The sequence below is a fragment of the Rhodococcus sp. UYP9 genome, from assembly GCF_040547235.1.
Taxonomy (GTDB): Bacteria; Actinomycetota; Actinomycetes; order Mycobacteriales; family Mycobacteriaceae; genus Rhodococcoides.
The window spans coordinates 628,220-653,260 of record NZ_JBEPPH010000002.1; the positions used below are offsets into that span (position 1 = coordinate 628,220).

25 protein-coding genes and 1 pseudogene are annotated in these 25,041 nt (G+C 63.8%); 18 read left to right on the forward strand and 8 right to left on the reverse strand.

The window, feature by feature from the left end; genetic code table 11:
- Positions 1-44: 44 nt before the first annotated feature.
- The 5 genes from ABIB36_RS09380 (at position 45) to ABIB36_RS09400 (ending at position 5,715) form a co-directional block, all read left to right on the forward strand.
- Positions 45-878, forward strand: coding sequence for an alpha/beta fold hydrolase (locus ABIB36_RS09380; RefSeq protein WP_084346396.1), 834 nt, complete (start codon positions 45-47; stop codon positions 876-878).
- A gap of 19 nt (positions 879-897) precedes the next feature.
- A complete protein-coding gene (gene mshA, locus ABIB36_RS09385; protein ID WP_256895545.1) occupies positions 898-2,241 on the forward strand; it encodes a D-inositol-3-phosphate glycosyltransferase in 1,344 nt (447 codons plus the stop codon).
- Positions 2,238-2,720: a type III secretion system chaperone family protein gene (locus ABIB36_RS09390; RefSeq protein ID WP_084346223.1), complete on the forward strand. Its 483-nt coding sequence runs from the start codon at positions 2,238-2,240 to the stop codon at positions 2,718-2,720. Before mshA ends, ABIB36_RS09390 begins: the two co-directional genes overlap by 4 nt.
- Before the next feature lie 103 nt (positions 2,721-2,823).
- Entirely contained in the window at positions 2,824-4,413 is a 1,590-nt protein-coding gene (locus tag ABIB36_RS09395; RefSeq protein WP_084346222.1) for an AMP-binding protein, read from the forward strand.
- A 60-nt stretch (positions 4,414-4,473) separates the two neighbouring features.
- Positions 4,474-5,715, forward strand: coding sequence for an ATP-binding protein (locus ABIB36_RS09400; protein ID WP_143542088.1), 1,242 nt, complete (start codon positions 4,474-4,476; stop codon positions 5,713-5,715).
- 18 nt (positions 5,716-5,733) lie between these two features.
- Here the strand turns inward: ABIB36_RS09400 and ABIB36_RS09405 are convergent, their stop codons facing one another.
- A complete protein-coding gene (locus ABIB36_RS09405) occupies positions 5,734-6,330 on the reverse strand; it encodes a helix-turn-helix domain-containing protein (protein WP_084346220.1) in 597 nt (198 codons plus the stop codon).
- A gap of 96 nt (positions 6,331-6,426) precedes the next feature.
- Here ABIB36_RS09405 and ABIB36_RS09410 point away from each other — a divergent pair, with 96 nt between their 5' ends.
- Positions 6,427-7,077, forward strand: a complete 651-nt coding sequence (locus tag ABIB36_RS09410) for a class I SAM-dependent methyltransferase (protein WP_084346219.1) — start codon at positions 6,427-6,429, stop codon at positions 7,075-7,077.
- Positions 7,078-8,024: 947 nt separating this feature from the next.
- Here ABIB36_RS09410 and ABIB36_RS09415 read toward each other — a convergent pair.
- From ABIB36_RS09415 to ABIB36_RS09430, 4 genes are read right to left on the reverse strand one after another with little or no spacing between them, the layout of a single operon-like run.
- Complete coding sequence (locus ABIB36_RS09415; RefSeq protein WP_354563378.1) at positions 8,025-8,774, reverse strand: enoyl-CoA hydratase-related protein; 750 nt, start codon at positions 8,772-8,774, stop codon at positions 8,025-8,027.
- Positions 8,771-9,463, reverse strand: a complete 693-nt coding sequence (locus ABIB36_RS09420; RefSeq protein ID WP_179142233.1) for a nitroreductase — start codon at positions 9,461-9,463, stop codon at positions 8,771-8,773. The genes ABIB36_RS09415 and ABIB36_RS09420 overlap by 4 nt, the downstream gene beginning before the upstream one ends.
- 50 nt (positions 9,464-9,513) lie before the next feature.
- The gene (locus tag ABIB36_RS09425) at positions 9,514-10,458 is read right to left on the reverse strand and encodes a TauD/TfdA dioxygenase family protein (protein WP_354563382.1); all 945 of its coding nucleotides are present in this window, start codon (positions 10,456-10,458) and stop codon (positions 9,514-9,516) included.
- Positions 10,459-10,468: 10 nt separating this feature from the next.
- Positions 10,469-11,089 (reverse strand): TetR family transcriptional regulator, encoded by a 621-nt coding sequence (locus tag ABIB36_RS09430; protein ID WP_256895544.1) that lies wholly within the window; start codon positions 11,087-11,089, stop codon positions 10,469-10,471.
- Between the two features lie 100 nt (positions 11,090-11,189).
- Between ABIB36_RS09430 and ABIB36_RS09435 the strand changes: the two genes are divergently transcribed.
- Both ABIB36_RS09435 and ABIB36_RS09440 read left to right on the forward strand, forming a co-directional pair.
- A complete protein-coding gene (locus ABIB36_RS09435; protein WP_354563385.1) occupies positions 11,190-12,788 on the forward strand; it encodes an ABC transporter substrate-binding protein in 1,599 nt (532 codons plus the stop codon).
- A gap of 131 nt (positions 12,789-12,919) precedes the next feature.
- Positions 12,920-14,455, forward strand: coding sequence for an acyl-CoA synthetase (locus tag ABIB36_RS09440; protein ID WP_354563387.1), 1,536 nt, complete (start codon positions 12,920-12,922; stop codon positions 14,453-14,455).
- Between the two features lie 45 nt (positions 14,456-14,500).
- On the opposite strand, the pseudogene ABIB36_RS09445 reads toward ABIB36_RS09440, so the two are convergent.
- Together ABIB36_RS09445 and ABIB36_RS09450 are read right to left on the reverse strand one after the other, a co-directional pair.
- A pseudogene (locus ABIB36_RS09445) lies at positions 14,501-14,935 on the reverse strand (carboxymuconolactone decarboxylase family protein); the annotation flags it as partial.
- 18 nt (positions 14,936-14,953) lie between these two features.
- Positions 14,954-15,307, reverse strand: coding sequence for a GNAT family N-acetyltransferase (locus ABIB36_RS09450; protein WP_354563389.1), 354 nt, complete (start codon positions 15,305-15,307; stop codon positions 14,954-14,956).
- A 75-nt stretch (positions 15,308-15,382) separates the two neighbouring features.
- Here ABIB36_RS09450 and ABIB36_RS09455 point away from each other — a divergent pair, with 75 nt between their 5' ends.
- The 4 genes from ABIB36_RS09455 (at position 15,383) to ABIB36_RS09470 (ending at position 19,259) form a co-directional block, all read left to right on the forward strand.
- A complete protein-coding gene (locus ABIB36_RS09455; protein ID WP_084346211.1) occupies positions 15,383-16,354 on the forward strand; it encodes a pirin family protein in 972 nt (323 codons plus the stop codon).
- A gap of 137 nt (positions 16,355-16,491) precedes the next feature.
- Positions 16,492-17,247, forward strand: a complete 756-nt coding sequence (locus tag ABIB36_RS09460) for a phosphoglyceromutase (RefSeq protein ID WP_354563392.1) — start codon at positions 16,492-16,494, stop codon at positions 17,245-17,247.
- Positions 17,248-17,397: 150 nt separating this feature from the next.
- The gene (locus ABIB36_RS09465; RefSeq protein WP_084346209.1) at positions 17,398-18,573 is read left to right on the forward strand and encodes a sensor histidine kinase; all 1,176 of its coding nucleotides are present in this window, start codon (positions 17,398-17,400) and stop codon (positions 18,571-18,573) included.
- The gene (locus ABIB36_RS09470) at positions 18,570-19,259 is read left to right on the forward strand and encodes a response regulator (RefSeq protein ID WP_084346208.1); all 690 of its coding nucleotides are present in this window, start codon (positions 18,570-18,572) and stop codon (positions 19,257-19,259) included. Before ABIB36_RS09465 ends, ABIB36_RS09470 begins: the two co-directional genes overlap by 4 nt.
- Before the next feature lie 60 nt (positions 19,260-19,319).
- On the opposite strand, the gene ABIB36_RS09475 is transcribed toward ABIB36_RS09470, so the two are convergent.
- On the reverse strand, positions 19,320-20,153 hold the full coding sequence (locus ABIB36_RS09475) for a DUF3109 family protein (protein WP_247595957.1): 834 nt from the start codon (positions 20,151-20,153) through the stop codon (positions 19,320-19,322).
- Here ABIB36_RS09475 and ABIB36_RS09480 point away from each other — a divergent pair, their 5' ends adjacent.
- The 6 genes from ABIB36_RS09480 to ABIB36_RS09505 all read left to right on the forward strand — a co-directional run bounded on the left by ABIB36_RS09480 (position 20,154) and on the right by ABIB36_RS09505 (position 24,920).
- Complete coding sequence (locus ABIB36_RS09480; protein ID WP_306294091.1) at positions 20,154-20,576, forward strand: Ppx/GppA phosphatase family protein; 423 nt, start codon at positions 20,154-20,156, stop codon at positions 20,574-20,576.
- Positions 20,573-21,874, forward strand: a complete 1,302-nt coding sequence (locus ABIB36_RS09485) for an Rv0497 family membrane protein (protein ID WP_354563395.1) — start codon at positions 20,573-20,575, stop codon at positions 21,872-21,874. The genes ABIB36_RS09480 and ABIB36_RS09485 overlap by 4 nt, the downstream gene beginning before the upstream one ends.
- Positions 21,875-21,881: 7 nt before the next feature.
- Positions 21,882-22,727: a sugar phosphate isomerase/epimerase family protein gene (locus ABIB36_RS09490; protein ID WP_179142232.1), complete on the forward strand. Its 846-nt coding sequence runs from the start codon at positions 21,882-21,884 to the stop codon at positions 22,725-22,727.
- Between the two features lie 145 nt (positions 22,728-22,872).
- Entirely contained in the window at positions 22,873-23,709 is an 837-nt protein-coding gene (locus tag ABIB36_RS09495; protein WP_084346206.1) for a thioesterase family protein, read from the forward strand.
- Positions 23,710-23,740: 31 nt separating this feature from the next.
- On the forward strand, positions 23,741-24,556 hold the full coding sequence (gene proC / locus ABIB36_RS09500; protein ID WP_354563399.1) for a pyrroline-5-carboxylate reductase: 816 nt from the start codon (positions 23,741-23,743) through the stop codon (positions 24,554-24,556).
- Positions 24,557-24,683: 127 nt separating this feature from the next.
- Positions 24,684-24,920 (forward strand): helix-turn-helix domain-containing protein, encoded by a 237-nt coding sequence (locus ABIB36_RS09505; protein ID WP_084346204.1) that lies wholly within the window; start codon positions 24,684-24,686, stop codon positions 24,918-24,920.
- The last annotated feature ends 121 nt before the right edge of the window (positions 24,921-25,041 follow it).

A 25,041-nucleotide genomic window follows, 5' to 3' on the forward strand; every position in this document is an offset into this window, starting at 1 on the left:
GGCCGCTGCCGAGTCGGGCCCTGCTCTCGGCGACAATGGGCGCCATGGCAACGAGTGAGGTTCGGCAGGCATGCAGCATCGACGGCACCAACATCGTCTACCGAGTTTCCGGTGATCCTGCCGCTCGGCCGTTGATATTGCTGCACGGCTGGGCGCAGTCCTCGGCGTGCTGGGGTGAGGGCGTGTTGAACGGGTTGGCCGACTCGTATCGGTTGATTGCCGTGGATCTGCGCGGACATGGGTATTCGGACGCGCCCGCCGACGGTTACGCGGACCCCCTCAATTGGGCGGGTGACGTCCACGCAGTCCTCACCGCGGAGGCAGTAGCGGCGAATGCCGTTCTACTCGGCTGGTCCTACGGCGGTCTCGTGATCTGCGACTACCTCGCCGAACACGGGAGCGAGGCGACGGCGGGGGTCGTCCTCGTGGGCGCGATCACCGGTATCGGCCGAGGGGAAGCCGGCGGAAAGGTCGGGAGTTCGATGCGCGCGGCGATCCCAGATGCGATGTCGGAGGTGCCGAGCGTCGCCATTCGCGCACTCGGTAGCTTCGGTAATGCACTCACCGGCCCGGTCGAGGGGAAGGGAGCGCAGGCACAGCAACTCTTCGGGCTCACTCTCGCGACACCCCCTCGCGTCCGGGCCGCATTGTTCGACCGGACGGCCTCCCACGATGATCTTCTGAGCAGCCTCGGGGTGCCGGCCCTCGTCCTGCACGGAACCGCCGATACGGTCGTCGACGTCTCGTCCGGACGACACGCTGCATCGTTGATCCCGAAGGTCACCGAGTCGTATTGGGAGGGTGTCGACCACGGTCCGTTCGTTACCGACCCTGCTCGTTTCGTGGCGGAGGTCGGGGCCTTCATCGAGGGTCTGTGAACGTCCGTACTGTGGGGGAGTGCAAACTGGAACGGTGAGTGGTCGCCAGTTGAACCGGGTTGCGGTGCTGTCACTGCATACCTCTCCACTGGCACAGCCCGGCATGGGTGATGCCGGTGGCATGAATGTCTATGTGCTTCAGAGCGCCAAAGAGCTGGCCAAGCGCGGCGTCGAGGTGGAGATCTTCACCCGGGCGACGTCCTCGGCCGACGAACCTGTCACCGAGGCAGCACCAGGTGTTCTGGTGCGCAACATCGTGGCCGGGCCGTTCGAGGGCCTGGACAAGCAGGATCTGCCGACCCAGTTGTGCGCATTCGCGGCAGGTGTACTTCGCGAAGAAGCGCGTCACGACATCGGGTACTACGACCTCGTTCACTCCCACTACTGGCTATCCGGACAAGTCGGTTGGCTTGCGCGCGACCGATGGGGTGTGCCGTTGGTGCATACCGCTCATACGCTCGCCGCCGTCAAGAACGCATCGATGGCCGCTGGTGACTCACCGGAACCAGCAGCCCGGCAGATCGGTGAACAACAGGTCGTGGCCGAGGCTGATCGGTTGATCGCCAACACCTCGGGAGAGGCCCAGCAGCTCATCGACATCTACGGGGCATCACCGGATTCGATCGACGTCGTTGCGCCCGGCGCCGATCTGAGCAGGTACCGACCAGATGACAAAAAGGCAGCCCGCGCAGAGTTCGGAATCGACCCGAGCGAGACTGTCGTCGCGTTCGTCGGCAGGATCCAACCGCTCAAAGCACCCGACGTGCTGCTCCGGGCAGCCGCCGAGCTTCTCGCACGTGACCCGGGTGTGCCGCTTCGAATTCTCGTGGTCGGTGGACCGTCGGGTAGCGGTCTGGACCGGCCCGACAGTCTCATCGAACTTGCTGCTGTACTGGGCATTTCGGCGCGTGTGACGTTTCTGCCGCCACAGCGTTCGGAGAAGCTCGCGCAGATCTATCGCGCCGCTGATGTGGTAGCCGTTCCGAGTTACAACGAATCGTTCGGATTGGTTGCCATCGAAGCGCAAGCATGCGGAACCCCGGTGATTGCCGCCGATGTAGGCGGTCTCGGTGTCGCGGTCCGATCGGGCGAGACCGGTGTGTTGGTACAGGGTCACCGCACCGAGGACTGGGCTACTGCATTGGGAAACATGCTGCGCGACCGTACTGCGCTCGCGCGCATGGCATCTGCCGCGCCGATTCACGCCGCAGACTTCTCGTGGGAGCGCACCGCCGAAGGCCTCATGGAGAGCTACCGGGCCGCCAAGTTCCACTTCGATCGCCATGAAGCGCCGAGTGAATTCTCGCCGCGCCGATCACGGGGACTCTGGAAACTACGACGAACAGGAGCCGTCACGGCATGAGCGACACGATCACTCTCATCGACGAGGTCTTGACCGAGCGCGGACTCGAATATCAACGCAAGAACGACAATTCCTTCATCGTCGAGTTGCCGGGGGAGCGCAAGCTCAAGACCGCGACGATGCTCACTGTCGGTCGTCACGGTGTTCGCATCGAGGCATTCGTGTGCCGCAAGCCCGACGAGAACTTCGAAGGCGTCTACAAGTACCTCCTCCGACGCAACCGGAGAATGTACGGAGTTCACTACACGATCGACAAAGTAGGCGACATCTACCTCGTCGGTGGAATGTCGCTGCACGCGGTGACCGGGGACGAGATCGACCGAGTGCTGGGCCAAATTCTCGAGGCTGCCGACGGTGACTTCAATGTTCTGCTCGAACTCGGTTTCGCCGAATCCATCAAACGTGAATGGGCATGGCGTGTTTCGCGTGGAGAACCGTTGACCAATCTGGCAGCGTTCGAGCATCTCATCGACGACTGATCGGTGTGGCCGACAGTCGGTTTCGAATGGGTCTATCACCCGTTGTGACGGGGTTCACTGTAGGATTTCGAGCATCTGCCGTAAGCGTGTTCGAAGGAGAGCCATGAGCTTCAACAGCCCCTTTCCCGATGTCGAGATCCCGAACCTCAGTGTCTACGACTATCTGTTCGGGTCCATCGCGGAGGCTGATCTCGACAAGCCTGCGCTCGTCGACGGCAGCTCCGGAGCAGTCACCACCTACAAGGCTCTCATCGGGCAGATCGACGGCATCGCCGGAGCCCTCGCAGCCCGCGGTCTCGAACTCGGCGACGTCGTAGCGCTGCACTCGCCGAACATCCCCGCGTTCGCCTCGGTGTTGCACGGCATTCTTCGCGCAGGTGGTACCGCGACGACGATCAACGCGCTCTACACGGCCGAGGACATCGCCAAGCAGCTCACCGGCTCCGGCGCGAAGTTCCTCTTCACCGTCTCACCGCTGTACCCGCAGGCCAAGGTCGCAGCCGAGAAGGTCGGAATGGCGGACGATCACATCATCGTTCTCGACGGTGCAGAGGGCCACCCCAGTCTGCGGGACCTCCTCACGCAGGGCGCGCCCGCGCCGGAGGTGTCGTTCGATCCGTCGACACATATCGCCGTGCTGCCGTACTCCTCGGGCACGACCGGTGTCCCGAAGGGCGTGATTCTGACGCACCGCAACCTCGTGGCGAACGTTGCCCAGATGGAGCCTCGCGTCGGCATCGACACCGACGACGCGATCCTCGCACTGCTGCCGTTCTTCCACATCTACGGGCTGACCGTTCTGCTCAACATCGCGTTGAAACTGCGTGCTCGTCTGGTCACGATGCCGAAATTCGACCTCGTCGAATTCCTGCGCATAATCCAGGACAACAAGCTCACCTACCTCTTCATCGCACCACCCGTTGCCGTGGCGCTGGCCAAGCATCCACTGGTGGACCAGTACGACCTCTCGAGCGTGCACACCATCTTCTCCGGTGCTGCCCCGCTCGACGAGGAGCTCGGCAAGGCCGTCGCGAAGCGTCTGAATACGCGAGTTCGTCAGGGCTACGGGATGAGCGAGCTCAGCCCCGTCAGCCATGCCATTCCATTCGACCGCGACGACATGCCGCTGAGTTCGGTCGGGTTGCCGCTGGCGAACACCGTCAACAAGATCGTCGACCCGGGGACACTCGAAGAGATCGCTCTTCCGACCGAGGGGCGCTCGGAGCCCGGCGAGCTGTGGGTCAAGGGCCCGAACGTCATGGTCGGTTACCTCAACAACCCCGAGGCGACAGCCGAAACACTTGACGCCGACGGTTATCTGCACACCGGCGACATCGCCGTCGTCGATGCCGAGGGCGTCGTGTACATCGTCGATCGCCTGAAGGAACTGATCAAGTACAAGGGCTACCAGGTGCCGCCCGCAGAGCTGGAAGCGCTACTGCTGACGCACCCGGATATCGCCGACGCGGCCGTCATCGGAGTCATCGACGAAGCAGGCGAAGAGGTTCCGAAGGCATTCGTCGTGCTGCAGGCCGACGCGAAGATCGACGCGGACGGCGTGATGGCCTTCGTCGCCGAGCGCGTATCGCCGCACAAGAAGGTGCGCAAGGTCGAATTCATCGATATCGTGCCGAAGTCCGCGGCAGGCAAGATTCTGCGCAAAGACCTTCGCGCCGCGGAATCGGGCAAGTAGCAACAGCAGGTAGAAGACAAGCGCACCCCGTTCCGCGAGGAGCGGGGTGCGCTCGTGTCGGTGGGGGAACTCGAGGGGGGCGTCGTCATGGTGGGGACAAGCAATCCGTACACCCCTGGCGCGGGGGAAAGACCGCAGGCGTTGATCGGGCGAACCCAACAACAAGGCTTGTTCGACGCGTTGCTTACCGGGTTGGAGCGGCAACGATCCATGCGTTCGATGCTCGTTGTCGGGCTACGCGGGGTGGGCAAGACGGCACTGTTGCGCGATTGCGTGGAGAAGGCACGTGCACGGAACTGGGTGATCATCGATATCGAGGTGAGCAAACGCGAGGACGACGCGTTTCGCCGTCAACTCACCTTCGAATTGCGTGGAGCACTACTCGGACTCTCACCCCGCTCACGGTGGGGCAAGGCTGCCACTCGCGCAGCCGCGGTCCTGCAGTCCTTCGGACGCGGTGCAGACGGCTCGATGATGGCCAAGTGGGACGTCGCAACCGCTGATGGAGTAGCGGACAGTGGTGATCTGGCCGCCGACCTGACTCAGGTGATCTTGGCAATGGGTGACGCCGCACTCGAGAACTCGCGAGGTGTGGTGATAGCAGTCGACGAAATCCAGCTCTTGTCGCAGACTCAATACGCTGCATTGGTCTCGGCATTTCACCGACCGTTCCTGCGTGAATTGCCGATTACGTTGGTGGGGGCAGGTTTACCGCGCGCGGGCCTGACCGAAGAGATCGAGCGCTACGCCAAGCGGATCTTCGAGTTCCCTGCCCTGGGTGCCTTGACGGACGCAGACTCCCGGCGTGTCCTGAGCGAACCGGCGGCTGCACTCGGAGTGGAGTTCGAGGAAGCCGCGTTGGATGCCGCCGTCGAACTCACCGGCCGGTACCCTTACTTCCTGCAGGAACTCGGTGGTGCGGTCTGGTCCAACAAGGCCGGCAACACGATCAGCGCGCAGGATGTTGCTGCCGCGTCGGCGCAGTATTGCAAGGCGCTCGACGCCACGTTCTTCGCCAGAAAGTTCGGTCCGACAACTGATCTGGATCGCTCGTATCTGCGGGCGATGGCCGAGGCCGGTTCCGATCCGCAGCACGAGAGCGATATCGCCCGAATGCTCGACCGCACGGTTACACAGTGTTCGCAGACCCGCCGATCGTTGTTGGACCGAGGGCTGTTGTACGAATTCGACAGTGGCGGTGTGGCATTCACTGCTCCTCATTTCGACCGCTTCATCATCAGGGTCATGCCTTCTCTCACCGTTCCCGCTCGGGCCGCGCGCCGACGTCGGTTCGATCCGTAACAGTTTCGAAGAGCCGTCCTATTTTGAACTCGCCTTCGTCGGCGCGGCGCGGACGTGCGCGCGCTCGCCCTGCTTGCCGACCAGACTGAGAAACTCCACCGGGCCGGAGCTGGTAGCGCCGAACCAGTGGGGGGTCCTGGTGTCGAACTCCGCGGCCTCGCCGGGTTCGAGGATGAGATCGAGCTCGCCGAGGACGAGCCGTAATCTGCCGTCGAGAACGAAGGCCCAGTCGAAACCTTCGTGCGTGCGTAGCACAGGAGTTGCGTCGTCACGACCGGCGGGGAGGACGAACTTGTAGGCCTGAATACCACCAGGTCGACGCGACAGAGGCACGATGGTGGTGCCGTCGTCAGTGGGTAGTGGGCGCATGTTGATGCGGGGGTCACCGGTGGGCGGGGCGTCGACAAGCTCATCCAGAGTGACGCCGTAAGCGCGGGCCAGCGGTAACAGCTGTTCGAGGGTGGGGCGCCGAAGTCCTGCTTCGAGTCGGGACAGCGTGCTGGTTGAAATGCCTGTCTCTTCGGCGAGAGCGATCAACGTGATCTCGCGGCGCTGTCGTAATTGCTTGAGCCGCGGTCCTACGGCATCGATGGTGCGATCCGTGGCCTTGTTCATGCGGTTCGACTTTGCCATTCGGCAACAAGGTTTGCAATACCGCGCTGCTCCGGTCACTGTCGAAGAAGCCACCTATATCGAGAAGGAGAACATGCGATGACGCACTCGTTCGACAAAAATTACTGGGACCAGATCTGGCAGGGCGACCGCGCTGCGGGGATGGCTGCCAGTGAACCGAACCCGCACCTGGTCCGAGAATTCGCAGACTCGACCCCCGGCACCGCACTCGAAGCGGGATGTGGCGCCGGAGTCGAAGCGATCTGGCTCGCCGAACGCGGTTGGCAGGTCACGGCAGCCGACATTGCGACCGATGCTCTTGCTCACGCGGCCCAGCGAGCCACCGCCATGGGCGTCGCCGATCAGGTGCAGTGGATCGAGGCCGACCTGTCCACCTGGGAACCCGACGCAAAGTACGACCTGGTGACCACTCACTATGCGCATCCCGCGATGCCGCAACTCGAGTTCTACGACCGCATCGCATCCTGGGTCGCCCCCGCAGGCACCTTGTTCATCGTGGGCCATCTTCATCACGAGAATCACGGCGCGGACACCGAGCATGGTCATGGTCATGGGCACGAGGATCCGCCCGCGTCGGCCTCTGCGACGGCCGCCGGCATCACGGCACGCCTCGACCCTGCCGTCTGGGAGGTCGTCACCGCCGCCGAATCACACCGAGAATCGACGGCACCCGACGGCCGCCGTACCCCGATTCACGACGTGGTCGTCAAGGCCGTCCGCCGCCCGTGAGCTTGTGGGCGACCGGCGTGTGGGCATGGTGTTCCACCAAGACGACCTTTCGGCGGGATCCCGCCTGATAACCGCGCAACCGGAACACCATGCCCACTTGTTCGGGTACCGATGAGGGATGGACGTCACTGTCGAGATCGCTCAGGGCCGGTTGCGCGGACAACGCGCCGGCGTTGTCACGTCGTTCCTCGGAATTCCGTAGGGAGTGAGCTTCGGATCGCGGTGACGACCGGGGGTGCGCTGATCGGCAGCAGGTGATGGTGGTTCGTCGTTTTGGTGCGAGCATTTTCACCCGAGCTGGAGTGCCGTTCGGGTCACGATTGGGGGAATCGTTGAAGGTCGACACCGAAATTTTAAGCATGTTCGCCGCGTTGCCTGGGGCGGTTCCAAGGTCATGCAGAATCTGTGGGATTGACATGGGTTCTGAAAGAGGCCATCCTCAACCTCGCACAGATCTTCCTGTGCTCCAGTGGATTCCACGGTGGCCGCAGAGAATTCAGTGGACGGGTTTCTCGAGTGCTGTGTTCATCGCAGCCTTCGCCGTACTGGTTTTCGTAGCGTTGTTCAATGGAGTTGCCAACGGAAGTTGCCTGGCTACTGCCGGATTCGCCGGTCTGGCCATCGTGTTCGTGATCATGGCCGCGCACATGTCGGGCATAGCGGGTATTCGGTACGTGTCACTTTCTCGACGCGTGAGAAGCTGTGACCACCTCCGCTACGGGACAGGCGTCGAGATGCTGCGGCCGCCCCTATTGTCTACTCGTTTCGGCTCTCCAGCCTCCAATGCGGGATCCGCATAATCGGCGTGGACGAGCACAGGTGGGGAGACACGGCGAACCCAGTTACGTCGCAGCGATCTTGGATCTGACGCCGGTCCACGATGGGACCGGGCCCGCCCGTTTGCCGGCGATGACCCCGGGACGTCCCACCGCGACGCTGCTGGACGGTCAGCGGCCGCGCCACTGGGGCGGACGCTTGTCGAAGAATGCGCTGATGCCCTCGCTCATGTCCTCGGAGGCGCGGAATACCTCGATGGCCTGTTCGGTGGCCTGCCAGCCGAGGGTGTCCTCGGCGGCTGTGATGGCGCGCAGCGCGCGCAGGGTTTCCCCCACGGCCATGGGGGAGGACAGGCAGATATCCTCGGCGAGGGCGAGCGCCCGCTCGAGCGCGCGGCCGGGCTCGGCCACCTCGTTGACCAGACCCAACTGGTATGCGCGTTCTGGCTCCAGGTGGCGGCCGGAGATGAGTAGCTCCCGCGCGATGTTCGGTGGCAGCGCCCGGGCGGCGCGGAAGAGCGCGCCCGAGGTAGCGACGAGTCCGCGTCGGGTCTCGGGAAGCCCGAAACGCGCGGTGCGGGAGGCGATGATCGCGTCGCAGGCGAGTGCGATCTCGAATCCGCCGCCGAGCGCGAGTCCTTCGACCGCGGCGATCAGCGGCGTGCGGCGCTCGCGCCGGATGACGCCGTACTCCCCGCCCCGCTCGGTCCGCAGGCTCACGCCCGCGCTGAGGTCGGTGCCCGCGCTGAACACCTGAGCGGTCCCGGTGATGATGCCGGCCCACAACTCCGGATCGTCCTCGAGCCGGTTCAGTGCCGCGTCGATGCCCTCGGAGGTGGCCCGGTCGATCGCGTTGCGTTTGGCCTCCCGCTCGAGGCGGATGACGAGTACCCGGCCCTGACGCTCCTCGACGACGCTCATGCCCGCACCCAGGTCGCGGCCGTGCCGATGTCCGCCCGCGGGGTGCGGAAGGAGTTGGCGGGGTGCGCGTCGTCGGCGTAGCCGAACGAGATGGAGCAGACCACCTTTCGGTCCTCGGGCAGGCCGAAGAACTCGCGCAGATAGGGTGCGCTGCCGGCGAGCGCGGCCTGCGGGATCGTCGCTACACCGAGGCTGTGTGCGGCGAGCAGGAAGGTGTTGACGTACAGGCCGCAGTCGACGGCTCCGTATATCCCGAGGGCCTCGTCCGAGGTGATGACGGCGACATGGGGTGCGCCGAACAGCTCGAAATTCTTCATCGTCTGCGCCGACGATGCCTGGCGGTCGCCGGCCGCGATGCCCACACTCGCGTACAGCTGCATCGCGCAGTCCTTACGGCGGGCGCCGTAATCACCCTGATACGCGGTGGGGAAGGGGAAGTCCGGCGCCTGCGGAGAGGTCAGCACGTACTCGCCGAGCCCTTTCCTGAACCGTTCGGTGCCCTCGCCCTCGGTGATCGACACCTGCCAGGGCTGGGTGTTGCACCAGGACGGCGTGCGCTGCGCCATCTCGAGGATCTGCTCGATCGTGCTGCTGGGCACGGGGTCGGTGCGGAACGCGCGGCAGCTGCTGCGCGTGTCGAGCAGCGCTTTCAGCTCGGAGTGGTGGCTGGGGGCCTGCGCCTCTATCACGATGGGACTCTCCTGATTTGATTGCCGGACAAGGGGATAGCGCGGTGGTGCTAGTCGACGCCGATGGGCGTGTCGCCGACGATCGAGATGCGCTCCATGACGCGACGCGCCGGGAAGTAGTCGCTCGAGGCGTAGTGCTGGCTGGCGCGGTTGTCCCAGAAGGCGATCGTATTCGGTTGCCAGCGCAGCCGAACTTGCAGCTCTGGGCGCATGGCATGCCGGTAGAGCATGCGCAGCAGCTCGTTCGATTCGTCCGCCGAGATGCCGAGGATGCGCTGGGTGAAGGCGACGTTGACGAACAGCACGCGGCGGCCGGTCTCGGGGATGACCCGCACCACCGGGTGCGTGACCGGCGGGAACTGGGGTCGCAGCATGTCGATCGCGTCCTGTGGCATCCCGGACCCGAACGAACGTAGCCAGTCGTGCTCGGCCTCGAGGTGGTCGATCCGCGCCTTGATGTCTTCGGGCAGCAGATCGTATGCCGCGCCCATGTCTGCCCACAGCGTGTCCCCGCCGACTGGGGGGATCTCGACCGCGCGCAGGACTGCCGCGAACGAGGGCGTCCGATGCCAGGTGACGTCGTTGTGCCAGATGTTCTCGGCGCCGACGGCGGTCGCGTCCTTGGCCAGCGTCGCGACGTCGATGTCGCTCTGCCCGGGCTGGGTGTACTTGTAGAACGGATGCTGCTCGAGCTCTCCCCACCGTGCGGCGAACGCGCGGTGCTCAGCCCGCGTGATGTCCTGGTCGCGGAAGAACAGCACCTTCCACTCGAGCAGCGCGCGGCGCAATTCCGCCAGGACCTCCTCGGTGAGGTTCCCGCCGAGTCGGATGCCGGAGATCTCGGCGCCGATGGTGGGGGTCTGCGGGTTCAGCGTGAACAGTTCGTAGGGCCGATCGTCCGCGGCTGCTGTCAGACGGGGGGCGATGATCGGCCCGAAGTATGCCAGCGGGTCGGTCGGAGTGGGGGCTGCGGTGCTGGGAAGCGCGTAGGTCATGGCGTGGCTCCTAGAGATACGGGGTGGGGGTCGAGACCGGGGCTTCGATCATGGCGGCGAGGGTGTCGACGAGGTTGGAGACGATCGCCGTGGTCTCGGCGTCGGTCCGGTCTGTGCCTTCCCGCGTGGCGAGGGCAGTCATGCTGAACATGACGGCGTTGTTGGTGCGCCAGGTCGCGATCTTTCCTGGCGCGGGGCAGAGCGCGACCAATAGCTGGTGGACGCGACGGTAGCTTTCCGCCTGCAAGTGTTTCTGGGTCACCTCGGCGAGTACGGGATCGATCACCGCCTGCACGAGAAAGCGCGCATAGCGGCTGCCGGGCCGGCCGAGTGTCTCGGCGGCGAGGGGGTGCACGAGGGCTTTCACGGCTTGTCGGACGGGCGTTGGATCGCCGGACGTCTCGATTTCCTCGAGCAGCTGCGTCCTGCGGGCGTTGATGGGTCCCATACGCGCCGCGACGAGGGCCTCGATGAGTCCCTCGCGGGACCCGAAGTGGTACTTGGCCGCCGACTTGTTCGACTGGTCCGCCGCGAGCTGGACGTCTTTGAGCGTGAGCGCGGGCAGTCCGCGTTCGGCGATGATCTGCTCGGCGGCGTCGATCATCGCGATTCGTGCCGTGATGGGGGTCACAAGATGTAGGTTAAGGTCGTAACCTTAAGCTGTCAAACGTCGCCTGAGCTGTGCGGGCGGCGAAGTCTGGCATGCCTCCGACTGAAAGAAAGAGTGCGATATGGCCTTGCGTGCACTATCGGGAACCGGCCGCGTGTTGGCTGCGTGCGCCGCGGTGGGACTGCTCCTCGTGGGTTGTTCGAGCGGCGAATCCGCCTCATCGGCGAGTTCGGACGACGTGGCCAACGGGCTCGTCGGGGTGCAGGCCGATGGTGATCCGAGGCCGGGCGGGACCATCGCTTACGCCGGCTACTCCTCGGTGAGCAGCCTGGACCCGGCCGCCCGGCAGGACGGCGGCTCCACTGGCGGCACCGAGATGGCCGCGCTCTACGACCTACTGCTGCGCTATGACCAGGATTCCGGCGAATACGTCCCCCAACTCGCGGAGTCGATCGCCGCGAACGAGGACAACACCGTCTGGACCGTGAAACTCCGCGACGGCGCCACCTTCAGCGATGGCACGCCCGTCGACGCGGCGGCGGTGACCTGGAGTATCGAGCGCTACCTGGAGAAGAAGGGCACCCACACGCAGGTGTGGGCGGCCTCGGTCGAGAAGACACAGGCGACCGACGACTCGACGGTCACGTTCACTCTCCAGCGTCCGTGGCGGGAGTTCCCGGCACTGCTGACCAGCGGACCGGGCATGGTCGTCGCGCCGTCGTCGATGGCCGGCGGCGAGTTCGCTCCCATCGGGGCGGGGCCGTTCACGCTCGAGCGGTTCGCTTCGCAGGAGGAGCTGGTGCTGACGGCGCGGGCGGACTACTGGGGTGGCAAGCCGTACCTGGACTCCGTGCGCTTCCCCGCGATCGTCAACGAGACCACTCGTCTGGAGTCGGTGCAGTCCGACAACGTGCAGATCGCCTACCTGCGCAATCCCGAGAACGTGCACAAGGCAGAGGAGGCCGGCCTGCCTGGCGCGTTGTACACGGCCAACATGAGCGGCACGGTGATCATCAACAACCGTGAGGGCCGCCCGGGTGCGGACGAACGGGTCCGTCGGTCGCTGGTCGCCGCGTACAACCCCGATCTGTTCAACCAGCGCGTGCAGAGTGACAGCGGAGTGGCGAGCAGCGACATGTTCGCGCCGCAGTCGCGGTGGCACTCCGACGTCCCGGGCGCCGGCTATGACCCGGACACGGCCCGCAGCCTGCTCGCCGAGGCCAAGGCCGATGGTTACGACGGCAAGATCACGTACGTGGGCACCAACGACCCCGAGACCCAGCGCAGCGCCCTCGCGATCCAGGCGATGCTTCAGGACGTGGGTTTCGAGGTCCAGATCAACTACGCCAGCTCGATCAACGACCTGGTCAAGATGCTGTACGCGCAGCACGACTACGACGTCTCCTACGCCGGCTTCAACGTGCTCGACGAGGCCCCGTTCATCCGGATGTACGGCAACCTCCACAGTGCGTCCGCGTCCAACGTGCTCGGTTACGCCAACCCCGCCATGGACGAGCTGCTGGGCCGGCTTCAGACGGCTCGCGAGGACGACGACCAGCGCCAGACCCTGGCGGAGATCCAGACTCTGGTCAACGAGACCGCGCCGATGGCAGTGACCGGGCCCTATCGGTTGTTCATGCCGTTCGCGGACAACGTGCGCGGCGTGCAATTGAGCTCGGACGGCATCCTGTTGTTCGACAAAGCGTGGACCACCGACTGATCACCTCTTCCGGGGAGCGCGAGGCGATGCTGCGGCAACGGACCGAGCCCGGACGATCATCAGTTTTGTAGAGACGAAAAAGTCCCGGCTCCGAGCCGATGAAACCAATCGACCAACACTGGAGGACCTCGATGTACCCCGCACTGCACGCCCGCACCCATCCCGACCGCGTCGCCGTCCGGATGAGCGATGGCCCCGGCGTCACTTACGCCGAGCTCGACGAGCGCTCCATCCGGCTGGCCCGTGAACTGCGGGGGCGGGGTCTGCAGGTGGGTGACGGCATCGCGATCCTCGCCGAGAACCACGTCCGGTTCTTCGAGAGCTATTGGGCTGCAGTGCGTTCTGGTCTTTACATCACTGCGATCAACCGGCACAGCACGCCAGAGGAAGCCGCCTACATCATGGCGGACTCCGGCGCGAAGGTGCTGATCTGCTCGCACGGCCTGCGGGAGACCGCCGCCGGGCTGCTGCCGCTGCTCGACCCCTCCGTGCACCGCATGATGTTCGACGGCGTGATCGACGGCGTCGAGCCCTACGAGGAGCTGCTGGCGCGGCAGTCGGCGGAGCCTCTCGACGACGAGCCCCGCGGACAGCTGATGCTGTATTCCTCCGGCACGACGGGCCGGCCCAAGGGCGTCAAGCGTGCACTGACCGGTCTGCGGGTCGACGATCCGGCCGCACCCCGGAGCTCCGGCCTGGCCCGCAAGATCACCACGATCGACGAGGAGTCGGTGTATCTCGTGCCCGCGCCGCTCTATCATGCGGCGGCGTTCAACTGGTCGATCGCGGTGCAGGAGATAGGCGGCACCGTCGTGGTGATGCCGAAGTGGGATCCTGAGGAGTTCCTCGCGCAGATCGAGCGGCACCGCGTCACCCACACCCAGGTCGTCCCCACGATGATGGTGCGGCTGCTCAAGCTCGACCCGGGGATCCGCACTCGCCACGACCTGTCCTCGCTGCAGGGTCTGCTGCACTCGGCCGCGCCGTGCCCTGTCGACGTCAAGCGGGGGGTGCTGGACTGGCTGGGCCCGATCGTCGACGAGTACTACACCGGCACCGAGGGCATCGGCGTCACGTTCATCGCGGCGCGGGACTGGGGGGAGCGGCCAGGCACCGTCGGCCGATCGGTGACGGGCGTGATCCACATCTGCGACGACGACGGTGCGGAGGTGGACACGGGGGAAGTCGGGACCGTGTACTTCGCGCGGGAGGACATACCCTTCAATTATCACAACGACGACGCGAAGACCGCCGGCGCGATGCACCCGGACCGGCCGACGTGGTGGACGATCGGCGACATGGGCCGCGTCGACGCCGACGGCTACCTGTACCTGACCGACCGCAAGGCGTTCATGATCATCTCCGGCGGCGTCAACATCTATCCCGCCGAGATCGAGGGCCACATGATCATGCACCCGGCGGTCGCCGACGTCGCGGTGTTCGGCCTGCCCGACGCGGACATGGGCGAGTACGTGCACGCCATCGTGCAGCCGGCGGCAGGCATCGTTGCTGGTCCTGAGCTGGCAGCGGAGCTCCTGGAGTTCGCGCGCGAGGGGCTCTCGCGGTTCAAGGTGCCGCGGGTCCTCGATTTCCGGGAAGAGCTGCCCCGGATGGAGTCCGGCAAACTCCGTAAGGACGTCCTGCGCGCGGACTACCTTCCCGTGTGAGCTGAGAGAGTCCGGCTGTGGGGGTGCGGGGTAGGACGAATGTGGCCGCGGCACAACGGGATGCCCACTGAAGATCGAAATGCAGTTGAAAGAGTTGATGGTAATCGCGATGAGGATCAGCAACGATATCTCGTCGTCGGAGAGAGATTGCCGAACCAGATCGTAGTCTTCGTCGCTCGAGTGTTCTTTGTTCACCAGGGTGACGGCTTCGGCGATGTGCAGAGCCGCACGTTCTTTCACGGTGTACAGGGTGGTTTCGCGTCAGCTGGGTAGGACCGCAACGCGTTGCAGGGTTTCACCGGCCTTGAACGCGGCGGCGCTATGCACGTCGAGGCAGAAGGCACACCCGTTGATCTGTGAAACCCGAAGGTTTACCAGCTCCAAAATGATTCGATCGAGCCCTACGTCAGCGGCCTGCGACCGGAGTTCGCCTGCAGCAGCGGCCATTGCCTTGTATACCGTTGGGCTTTGCTTGTCGATGAATACTCGACCCTGCGGTCACTTGTTCTCGGCCCGGACGATTTCGAGTGTGGCAGGTGTAACCGGGTCGAGGGCGTCGTCGAAGTCGTGGTGCTTTTCGACGAATCTGGCAACGTACGAGCAGACCGGGACTATGCGCTTACCGGCATCGCGGGTGCGACTCAACGCAGCGGCAACCAATTCTCCGGCCAGGCCTCGTCCGGAATACTGATCGTCGATCACAGTGTGATGAAAAATCCGCTGGTTGTCGGCATCGATGTAGGCCGCGAACCCGGCGCGCTGCCCGTCCACATGGATTTCGTAACGCTGGTGATCGGGAGCATCGACTATTGTCGAACCGTGGCCGTCGTCGTTGTGGTCTCCATTGGTCATGATCCCACTATGCCCCAGAATGCCGGGCCGTCGTCCGAATCGGTATCCCGGATGCTACCGAGATGAGGGTCGGTTATGAGTAACCTGGAAGCCTCGCCGCAGGAGTTGTCGTGTGAATCGCGTCTTGATCGAGTCGTACAAGTTCTCGAGGCGCGGGAAGTCCCGTTGGGTGGTCCTCGCGCAATGACCGTCCGGCGCACTCTGCCGCAGCGCACTCGATCATTGATCGGGGCATGGTGTTTCGTCGATCACTACGGGCCAGATGACGTCTCTACCGGCGTTGGCATGCAGGTCCCGGGTCATCCACATACTGGGCTGCAAACCGTGTCGTGGCTTTTCCGCGGTGAAATCGAGCATCGTGACACCACTGGAACGCGCGCGATGGTCCGCCCCGGCGAATTGAACGTGATGACGGCGGGCACAGGAATAGCGCATTCGGAATTCTCGACACCGAACACTTCCGTCCTGCACGGTGTGCAGTTGTGGATCGCATTGCCGGCCGATCATCGGTTCACCGAACCTGCATTTCACCACTACGTTCCGCCGATAGTCGAGCATGGCGGGATTCGTGCAGCGGTCTTTCTAGGATCGCTGTTCGGCCAGACTTCGCCCGTCGAGATGTTCAGCCCTTTGGTGGGAGCCGAGATAGTCGTGCCGGCGGGAAGCACTGCGCGTCTCGATGTCGATGTCACGTTCGAACACGGCGTCCTCGTCGACACGGGTGAGGTCACCGTGTCCGGGATAGCAGCCAGCACCGGGCAATTGATCTATCACGAGCCCGGCGTGGAGACGATCACCGTGCACGCATCCACAGACCTCGACGCACGAGTTCTGCTCCTCGGAGGTGAACCGCTGAACGAGCGAATCATCATGTGGTGGAACCTCATCGGACGCAGTCACGAGGAGATAGTCCAGTTCCGCACGGAATGGGAGCAGGCGCGTCGAGACAATTCGTCCGCCACGCAGTACGGGGCATTTCCCGCAGAATGGGAAAGCACGCTGCCAGCACCGGAATTGCCGAACACCCGGTTACAACCACGCGGATGAGACGCACTCGGCAGACCGAACACCGTTTTTGTAAACCGCGCACACGTGCTCGGACCTGAATGTGGCGCGCAGGTCGGTAAAAACGGTGTCCGGTCCACGCGCGCCAACTGTTGCGCAGTTCATGAGAAACTGACCCCATGAGTATCGGAACCTTGATTCTGCTCCGCCACGGCGAGAGTGAATGGAACTTCTCCAACCAGTTCACCGGGTGGGTCGATGTCCGCTTGACGGACAAGGGAGAGGCCGAAGGCAAGCGTGCCGGCGAGCTCCTGGTCGACGCGAACCTGCTGCCCGACGTGTTGTACACCTCGCTTCTGCGTCGAGCGATCAGCACGGCGAACCTCGCGCTCGACGCAGCGGACCGGCATTGGATCCCCGTCGTTCGTGACTGGCGCCTCAACGAGCGTCACTACGGTGCGCTGCAGGGATTGAACAAGGCGGAGACCAAGGACAAGTACGGCGACGAGCAGTTCATGCTGTGGCGTCGTAGCTACGACACGCCGCCGCCCGCGATCGAAGCAGGCAGCAAATACAGCCAGGACGCGGACCCGCGCTACGCCGACCTGCCGACCGTGCCGCTGACCGAATGCCTGAAGGACGTAGTAGACCGGCTCATCCCGTACTTCGAGGAGACGATCGTCGCCGAGCTGAAGGCGGGCAAGAACGTTCTGGTCGCGGCGCACGGCAACTCACTGCGGGCGTTGGTGAAGTATCTCGACGAGATTTCCGACGCCGATATCGCGGCACTGAACATTCCTACCGGCATTCCGCTGCGCTACGACTTCGAAGCCGGCGAGGGCAAGCTGATTCCGAGCAACGGGGGAGGAACATACCTGGACCCCGAAGCAGCGGCAGCGGGAGCGGCAGCCGTCGCCAATCAGGGCGGAAAATAGGCTCTCCGGTGGTTCGGCGGCTCCATTCGGTGTCCGATTCCCCGAACTTCAGATGAACGGTCGAAGAACACTGTCGGCGAGGCCGGTTGCGACCAGGGGAATGCCTGCGCCCTGCGTATACGAGCTCCACATCGAACGTACGATTCCGGTGTGAGTGTTGCATCGGCTGTGCTGCTGGCTATCGCAGCGGCCTTCGTTGGGTACCTCGTCGGCGGTGTTCTGATCCCGTACCTCGCGACTCGGCATTCGGCGCGGACACGCGCGGCATCGGGATTGACGATGCCGCAGGTGCTGGACCTGATCATTCTCGCGTCCGAGAGCGGCATCGCCGTCGTAGACAGGTTCCACGACGTCGTCCTGTCGAATCCGAGGGCCGAGGAACTCGGTCTGGTGCGTAATCGACTCATCGACGGTCGTGCATGGGAAGCCGCACAAAAGGTTCTCGGCGACGGGAATCCCGTCGAGGTCGACATCAGTTCGAAGGAAGCCAGGACGACGACGAGTCGAGACCGGATGGCGGTCCGGTGCGTGGCTCGGCTGCTGAGCAAAGAGGACCAACGTTTCGTTGTCCTGTTCGCTGACGACGATTCCGAGCAGGCCCGGATGGAAGCGACGCGTCGGGACTTCGTCGCCAACGTCAGCCACGAATTGAAGACTCCAGTCGGTGCGATGAGCCTGCTGGCCGAAGCTCTACTCGAATCAGCTGACGACCCGGACTCGGTCCGTCATTTCGGCGGTAAGGTCGTCGCCGAATCCAAGAGGCTGGGCAGCATGGTGAGCGAGCTGATCGCACTCTCGCGCCTGCAGGGGGCCGAGAGGCTCCCCGACCTCGACGTCGTGGATGTCGATACCGTAGTCAACGAAGCCCTCGATCGGTCGAAGCTCGCATCGGAGAACGCCGGAATCAGTGTCACCACGGACCACCCGAGCGGCCTGGAAGTACTGGGGGACCAGGCGCTACTCGTGACGGCACTCGCCAACCTGATTCAGAACGCGATCGCATACTCGCCCGATGGTTCACCCGTTTCGGTGAGTCGAGGTCTTCGTGGCTCGAATGTTGCATTCGCGGTTACCGATCGTGGAATCGGCATCGCCAAGGAAGATCAGGAGCGGGTCTTCGAGCGATTCTTCCGCGTCGACAAAGCGCGTTCGAGAGCCACCGGCGGCACCGGCCTCGGTCTGGCGATCGCCAAACACGTCGCAGCCAACCACAACGGCAGTCTTTCGTTGTGGAGCAAGCTCGGCACCGGATCCACCTTCACCCTGCAGATCCCGGCGTACTTCGAAGAAGACGACCCTGCGTCGACAGAAAGAGAGACACAGTGACCAACGTGCTTATCGTCGAGGACGAGGAATCGTTGGCCGAACCTTTGGCCTTCATCCTCCGGAAGGAGGGTTTCGAGGTCACCGTCGCCGTAGACGGCCCTTCGGCGCTCGCAGAATTCGATCGGGCAGGTGCGGACATCGTGCTCCTCGATTTGATGCTTCCCGGCATGAGCGGAACGGACGTGTGCAAGCAATTACGTTCGCGCTCAGGTGTTCCCGTCATCATGGTGACGGCACGTGACAGTGAGATCGACAAGGTGGTCGGGCTCGAACTCGGCGCAGACGACTACGTCACCAAGCCTTACTCCGCCAGAGAGTTGATCGCACGTATCCGCGCGGTCTTGCGTCGGGGCAACGATGCCGAGCTCGACGGCATCGTCGACACTGGTGTGCTCGAAGCCGGGCCTGTTCGCATGGACGTCGAACGGCACGTCGTGCTGGTGAACACCGAGCAGATCACGTTGCCGCTCAAGGAATTCGATCTACTCGAATATTTGCTGCGCAACTCCGGGCGCGTACTCACCCGGGGTCAGTTGATCGATCGGGTGTGGGGTGCGGACTATGTCGGCGACACCAAAACCCTCGATGTGCACGTGAAACGGCTGCGATCGAAGATCGAGCAGGATCCGGCCAAACCCGAACGTCTCGTCACCGTACGCGGGTTGGGCTACAAGCTCGAGGGGTAGGCGACCGCATCGCAGGGGAGTGGAAGTGCTTGTCCACGAAGCATTTCCACTCGCCTGAAACTACTTGGTCCGCTGCGCCTCGCGGGTTGCCGGGTGGACCGCTATGAGGCCCAATCCGCGACGGCGTTTGCACAGCGACGCCAACTCGTCGTACGCGGGCTTTCCGAGCATCTCGGTCAGTTCGGGCTTGTACGACTCGAAAACCTGCTTCTCTCCGACGTGCGCGTCGGGGGAGCCGGAGCAGTACCAGGAAAGGTCGTGACCGCCCTCGCCCCAACCGCGACGGTCGTACTCGCCGATGGTCGTCTTGAGGATCTCGGTGCCGTCTGGCCGGGTGATCCAATCCTGCGTGCGGCGGATGGGCAACTGCCAGCACACGTCGGGTTTGACCTCGAGCGGCTCGATGCCTTTGCGTAGGGCCATCGAGTGCAGCGCGCAGCCGATGCCGCCGGCGAATCCGGGGCGGTTCTGGAAGATGCACGCACCCTTGTACCGACGTGTGCGCAGCGATTGCTCGTCGTCGAGGTCGTCGAGTTCGACGTAACCCTTCTTCCCGAGGCCCTTGTCCATCAGTTGCCAGTCTTCCGGCGTCAGTAGCTTCACCGACTCGTCGAGCTTGCGCTTGTCGTCGTCATCGGACAGGAAGGCGCCATGTGAGCAACAACCGTCGTCCGGGCGACCGGCAACCGTGCCCTGACAGGCCGGAGTGCCGAAGACACACGTCCAATTGGACAGAAGCCATGTCAGATCGGCCGCAATGATGTGCTCGGCATTGTCGGGATCGGGAAATTCCACCCATTCGCGAGGGAAATCCAGATCAACTTCTGCAGCAAAAGTCTGCTGCCCACTACCTGGTGTCACAAGAGAGGACGGTAGACCCAGTACCGTGGTCATGTGCGATTAGGGGTGCTCGACGTCGAAAGCAACACCACACATCCATCGGTGATGGATGCGATTGTCGGTGGCCGTCCCGACCCGGAACTAGCCGCGAACGAACGCTTCGACGTTCTGCGGAGTGGGCTCGAATCGGAACTGCCGACGTATTTACCTACTGTGGGCAACCCGGACCGTACGGTGGGAACGTCGAGGACGATTCGATCGTTGGTCCGAAGGTCGGGCGCGGACCGTGCAGGATGGGGATGCGTCGGTGACGATCGGTCACCACAGTCGGTGTCAGGAGCTTTGGTAGCGGAGGCGAGCATGCGAGCACTGTCGATCGACCCGATCGAAATCCGTTCGAGGGCGCTGAGGGAAGGTTTGATTGTGCGGAAGCTGGACACCGAAACGACCGGCGATCCGGTAGTGAGCTCGACATGACGAACAACAACGCAAACCCGGAGGACACCGGGCAGATTTCCGTTGCCGAGCTACTCGCGCGGAACGGTCAGAAGTCGAACCTCAATTCGGGCGGACGCCGCCGTCGAGGCGTCAAGGGCGGTATCTCCGTCGCCGAGTTGACCGGGGAAATCCCCGTCGTGCGCGACGAACCGGTCTCTGCCGAAGCGCCGGTCGTCGAACCGCCGCGTGCCGCCGCGCCGTCACCGCAGCCGACGCCCAAGCCTCAGTTCCAGCAATCTTCTCGCAGGCAGCAGGAGCCGGAACTGTTGTCGGGATCGACGACAGCTGCAGCCGATCTGCTGAATCAGGCTCACGACGAGAACGAGCGTCGGCCTTACGGGTCGGCAGCCACACCGCGACCGGTGCCGGTCCGTTCGCGTCAAGACACCGTGTCGCGTCAGGAAGCAGTGTCGCGTCAAGACCCAGTGCCGCGTCAAGACCCAGTGCCGCGTCAAGAACCAGTGTCGCGCCAGGAAACAGTGGCGAAGCCGAACCAGGAAGCGAAACCGGTCGAGCGCAGTTCCCGCACGTCAGGGTTCGTTCAACGCAGTCGGTTCTCACGCACCGAAGCAGACGCTGTTCCGAAGACCGACGTGGTCGACAAGCCGTCGCAGGCTCGGCCGCGGGCGGCCGATCAGCCCAGCACAGCCGCGATGCCCGCTCAGTCGCGACCGCAACCCTCCAACCCGGTCGCGGTGGCTCAAAAGAAGGCAGTCGAAAAGAAGGCACCGGAAACCGAGAAGAAGACAGCGGCGTCGCCCGCTGCAGCACCGACACCGGATGCGAAGCCGAAATTCGGGAGAGCGTTCGAGCGCCGCGCGGCATCGAAGCCCGACGACGCTGTGACCGAGGTGACCGATGCCGTCGTCCTCGAACCGGTCGACAAGAAGGTCGGACCGGTCGACAAGAAGGTCGAGGCGGTCGACAAGAAGGATGAGAAAGACCAGATTGTCGCCGAGGACGATCTCGCGACTGAGGCCGCGGACGCCTCGAAGGAACGATCCGACAAGAAGAATGCTGCCAAGCAATGGCTCGCACTCGCAGGACAGGGCGCCGTCGCAATCGTGGTGGGCGCACTCTTGTTCAAAGGCTTCGAGAAGCTCTGGGACATGCTGCCATGGGTTGCCCTGACTCTGGCAGTCATCGTCATCGTCGGGTTGGTGGCCGTGGTGCGAATTCTGCGTCGAACCGACGATTTGCTCAGCATGGTCATAGCCATCGCAGTCGGGGTGTTCGTGACGTTGGGACCGCTGGCTTTCCAATTGAGTACGGGCTGAGTCGACGGTGGCGTCGAAAGGCTTGGTAGCAGTCGGATTGTCGACAGCTTCGGTGTATCCGCAGAACACCGAAGCGGCGTTTCGCTATGCGGCAGAACTCGGCTACGACGGCATCGAGCTGATGGTGTGGGCCGAATCGGTGAGCCAGGAAGTCGATGCCGTCGCGGCGCTCTCTCGTAAGTATTCGGTTCCGGTGCAGGCCATCCATGCCCCTTGCCTGCTGATTTCCCAACGAGTCTGGGGCGCCGACCCGGCCGCAAAACTGGAACGTTCGGTGCAGGCTGCAGAGAAATTGGGTGCCTCGACAGTCGTGGTGCATCCGCCGTTTCGGTGGCAGCGGAAGTATGCCGACGGATTCGCCGATCAGGTGGCGGACCTCGAGATGGGTTCGGACGTCGTGGTCGCCGTCGAGAACATGTTTCCGATGCGTGCAGATCGGTTGTTCGGCCGCAAGGAAGGATCTGCGGCGAGACTTCGCAAGCGCGGCGGCCCTGGTGCTGCGCTCTCGGCGTTCGCGCCGTCCTACGACCCGACCGATTCCGGGCACGCGCACTACACGCTGGATCTGTCACATACGGCAACTGCCGGGACCGATGCGTTGGAGATGATGAATCGCATGGGTGCGGGTCTGGCCCATCTCCATCTGGCCGACGGTCGAGGTGCGTCGGTCGACGAGCATCTCATCCCCGGGCACGGCGAACAACCATGCGCCGAGGTGTGCACAGAGTTGGTTCGTCGAGGTTTTCGCGGGCAGGCCGTCATCGAGATCAATACGCAGAACGCACGCACGCTGCCCGAGCGGGCGTCGATGCTCGGGCAGGCTTTGGCATTCGCACGGCGGTATCTCGGATAGTTCGGCTCCTGCGACAGCGCACTCATTTTCGGACTCGCACGGTGGGGGATCGCCGAGACCGACCTGGCGATGACGCCGGTGGAATCCATGCGCAAACGATCTTCACCCCCCATGACTTCACCCCCCCCCACGAAAGGCCCGACCGATGACCGAACCCAGCCCCTTTCGTTCGGCTACCGCACTGACGATCCTCGCGCGTACCGACGTCGAGGGTTCCTTCGCAGCAGTGATCGACTCCGTCTGGACCATCGGCCCCAAAGTGCACGGTGGCACGATGCTCGCCACCTGTGCAGCGGCAGCGAAGGCTCAGCTCGACGACGCGGAGGCGCAACCTCTCGCCGTCAGCGTCAGCTACTTGAATGCGCCCGACCCCGGCCAGGTGGATCTGACGACGATCGTCCGCAAGCGAGGCAAGCAAGTATCGAGCGTCGACGTCGAAATGTCCCAGGCCGGCCGGGTGGCGGTGCGGGCCGTCGTCACTCTGGGGCGCCCGGATACCGACTCGCCGCGACACGAAGTTCCCTCGGCGCTCGCGTCGATGGCTATCGAACCCCCTGCGGATGCCGACGCGGTCGGCGGGGAACATCCGATGGCGTCGGTAGTGCACCTGGCGCAGGGGTGCGATATGCGAATCGACCCGACATCGGCGCACTTTCTTACCGGTAAACAGGGCGAATCGGAGATTCGCATGTGGGTCCGGCCCCGTCCGGGCGACGAGGCCGATGCCGACACCGCCGTCCTGTTCGCACACATGACCGGTGACATCTGCGCACCCGTGACGATGAACCGCGGACTGTTCGGCTGGGCTCCGACCGTGCAGTTGACGTCCTACCTTCGTCGTCGACCCGCTCCCGGTTGGTTGCGGGTAGCTGCGAGCAGCACCGTGATCGGCGCTACGTGGTTCGAAGAAGATCACCTGGTACTGGACTCGACCGGAGCCGTGGTCGTGCAGAGTAGGCAGCTGGCGATGGTCCCGCGCTAGGCACGGTGAGGTCGCCTCTAGAGTTGCGGCCATGACGAGAATTGCTGTAATCGGCGGCGGCCGCATCGGTGAAGCGCTGATCGCGGGCCTGCTCGAATCGGGGCACCCTGTCCGCGACCTGGTGGTAGCGGAGAAGTTCGAGGCCCGAGCCCGCGAGTTGGCCTCGGCGTTCGGGATCCTGACGGCGTCGATCGCGGAGGCATCGGAGAACGCCGACGTCATCGTGCTGGCGGTCAAGCCTGGCGATGTGGATGCCGTGCTCGTCGAGGTCGCCAAGATCGACTTGGACGGAGAACGCGAACAACTGATCGTCTCACTCGCCGCCGGGGTGCCGACTTCGAAGTTCGAATCCAAGCTTCCAGCAGGCTTCCCGGTCGTCCGGGTGATGCCGAATACGCCGATGCTCGTCGGCGAAGGCATGAGCGTGCTTGCCCCGGGTCGACACGCGAAGGCCGAACACCTGGCACTCGTACGGACCGTTCTGTCCTCGGTCGGCAAGGTGGTGACGGTGAAAGAGTCTCAGCTCGACGCTGTAACAGCTGTTTCGGGGTCCGGGCCGGCGTACTTCTTCCTCGTCGCCGAGGCGATGATCGACGCGGGTGTCGGCCTCGGATTGGCCCGGGATGTGTCCACTTCTCTCGTCGTTCAGACGATGGTGGGGTCCGCGGCGATGCTCGATCGGTCCGAAGAGTCCGCAACGGAGCTTCGTTACGCGGTAACTTCTCCTGGCGGAACGACGGCCGCAGCAGTGCGTGAATTGGAAACAAACGGCCTCCGAGCAGCGTTTTTCGACGCTTTGGGGGCCGCGAAGCGTCGATCCACTGAGATGGGCATCACAGCTGAATAGAGATTCGATTGCCTACACCCGTCGCAGTAACCCCATTGGTCCCGCTAAGCTCATCAATAGCACGTGCGTGTCTGTTCGGCAGGAGGGGAAGCCTGCCGCGCGAGACGTGCCGGAGGTAAGTGGATCAATGACGCCTATAAGCAAGTCTTCCAAGGGTTCGTCCCTGGATGGCCAACCAGCTTTTGCTGGAACGCAGTTCCTCACAGTCGCCGAAGTGGCGTCACTGATGAGGGTGTCCAAAATGACTGTGTACCGATTGGTACACGGCGGAGAGTTGCCCGCTGTACGGGTGGGTCGATCGTTTCGTGTGCATGCAAAAGCTGTGCACGATTACCTCGAGACCTCGTACTTCGATGCGGGCTGAGTAGCGCTCGCGCTCTCGGGTGAAGTCGGGCCGGTTTCGCAGACGAATGTCTGCACCGGTAAGATCTACACTCGTCGTGCCAGTCGCTGTTGTTGCATCGGGCTCTGGCTTCTGCAGCGCC